The 1,766-nt window shown below is 58.3% G+C and carries 3 protein-coding genes and 1 pseudogene; all 4 read right to left on the bottom strand.

Annotated elements, in window-relative coordinates; translation table 11 throughout:
- Positions 1 to 769: type-F conjugative transfer system secretin TraK (locus X965_RS18670; protein WP_036419806.1), on the bottom strand; the 769-nt coding region annotated here is incomplete at its 3' end.
- Complete coding sequence (traE, locus tag X965_RS18665) at positions 750 to 1,322, bottom strand: type IV conjugative transfer system protein TraE (RefSeq protein ID WP_036419803.1); 573 nt, start codon at positions 1,320 to 1,322, stop codon at positions 750 to 752. The genes traE and X965_RS18670, both read right to left, overlap by 20 nt.
- Before the next feature lie 12 nt (positions 1,323 to 1,334).
- Positions 1,335 to 1,640 (bottom strand): type IV conjugative transfer system protein TraL, encoded by a 306-nt coding sequence (traL, locus tag X965_RS18660; RefSeq protein ID WP_036419800.1) that lies wholly within the window; start codon positions 1,638 to 1,640, stop codon positions 1,335 to 1,337.
- A gap of 28 nt (positions 1,641 to 1,668) precedes the next feature.
- Positions 1,669 to 1,766: pseudogene (locus tag X965_RS19850) on the bottom strand (conjugal transfer protein TraA); the annotation flags it as partial.

The following is a 1,766-nucleotide window of genomic DNA, read 5'->3' as shown; positions in this document are numbered from 1 at the left end:
TATCCTCCCCGCTGACCGTCAGCCAGACCTGTGCGGTGGCACCCGGTTTCAGCCCGGAGACAAACGGGTGGATCATCACCGCCCGCACCCCGTCCGCACGGAACAGCCGTTCCGGCACCGCCGCCTCTCTCACCCCGGTATTGCGCAGCGTGATCTGATAGATACGCAGCTGACCGCCGTTCCACATTTTCTCTGCCTGCACCGTCAGCGGGAACGGCAGGGACAGCGGCGGCAGCGGGGTCACCGGCGCACTGACAAAGCCGTCCGGCAGCTGACCGTTAAGCACCCCTTTCTGTAACGCAATCAGTGTGTCCGGGTACGCCTGTGACCGCTCCCAGCGCTCTGCCGGTTTGCTGACCGCCGGACGGTCTGAGATAAACTGCAGCACCCGGCCGTCCCGCTTCTGCGGCACCGCCACCACGGAGACGGTCAGTCCGCCTGCGGTGCGCAGATAAAAGGTGAACGGGGCAGTCTGTGCCGTCATCAGCACCACGCCGCCGTTGGCCATCCCGGAACGCCCGGTCTGACCGTCATTCAGAAACATCCCGGACGCGCTGTCCACCGCCACAATCCGGTCACCCGGCACAATCAGCATATTGGGCTGGGTATTGCTGAACACCACTTTCACCTGACTGTCGGCGGTCACCGGGATCCGCACCGGCTGCTGTGCCGCCGGTTCACTGAATACCGGTAAGGAAAACAGCAGACCGGCACAGAGCAGCAGGCGCGGCACCATGCTGACCGGCGGGCTATTTTTTCTTCTTCTCATCAATCATTTCCTTAAAATCACGGATGGTCGTCAGCCCCCGGTCATATTTCAGCGCCAGCCGGAGCCGTTTTTCCTCCGGCAGGGATTTCCGGTTGCCTATCCAGGTCTGCAGCGTGCCGGTGATATCCGCAATACCCTGGTCGGGATAGACATCGAGGCTGCTGATATAAAACGCCGAGGTCACGTTGTTGTCGGTAATGATCCGCGCTTCGTCGGCCAGCGCATCCTGCATCTCTGTGCGGCTGTCTTTGTCCACGAACCGCAGTACCGCTTTGTGGCTGGCACGCACCGTTTCCGGTGACACGTTGTAACGCAGGAAAATCAGGGACTGTGCCGTCTGCTCAAGGTAATTGGCATCCGCATGGGTGCGGCTTAAGGTGAACGGCGTGTCAAAAAACATCGGGATATAGGTTTCCTGGCGGGCATTAATCAGGGTGTCTATCCGCATCCAGGCCAGCAGGTTACCGGCAAGACTGGTTATCAGCAGAAAAACGAGGGTAATGAAGACCAGGGAGATAAAACGGTTAGCCGATTTGGCTGCGCTCAGTTTCATTGCGAAACTCTCCTATCTCAGCCAGAGCCTGAACGCGGACTCCGGAATGACGTGATAAAGACCTCTGAAACAATACGCGGGCAGATACCAGTAGCAGGCACTGAGCAGCCAGGTGGTTCCCCGCCCTTTCTTGAAATACCTCAGTCCGAACCAGAGCAGAGCGCCGATCACCAGCCCGGCAAGATGCTGACCGTCCATAAATCCCCATCCCATCGGGATGCCGATAACGGCGGTTTCATCCAGCGGCAGTCCTATCGGACGGCTCTGTTCTGTGAGAGTCTGAGGAAAACTGAAACGTTTAATACGCTCCTCTTCCATCAAACTGTTCCTTATGCGTCAGACTGACTCAGCCGCCGGAACGGGATGAGATAATAGAGAAGATGATTTTGGTGACCACAATAAAGACCGGGATCAGCAGGAAGGTGGCCGGGTTGTGGTTACGCA

It is taken from the genome of Morganella sp. EGD-HP17, assembly GCF_000512315.2.
Classification (GTDB): domain Bacteria; phylum Pseudomonadota; class Gammaproteobacteria; order Enterobacterales; family Enterobacteriaceae; genus Morganella; species Morganella morganii.
This window is presented reverse-complemented; position numbering and strand designations above follow the sequence as displayed.

Bases quoted from the DNA above. Each gene is read 5' to 3' on its own strand.
- traL (WP_036419800.1), bottom strand. From the start codon at position 1,640: ATGGAAGAGGAGCGTATTAAACGTTTCAGTTTTCCTCAGACTCTCACA.
- traE (WP_036419803.1), bottom strand. From the start codon at position 1,322: ATGAAACTGAGCGCAGCCAAATCGGCTAACCGTTTTATCTCCCTGGTC.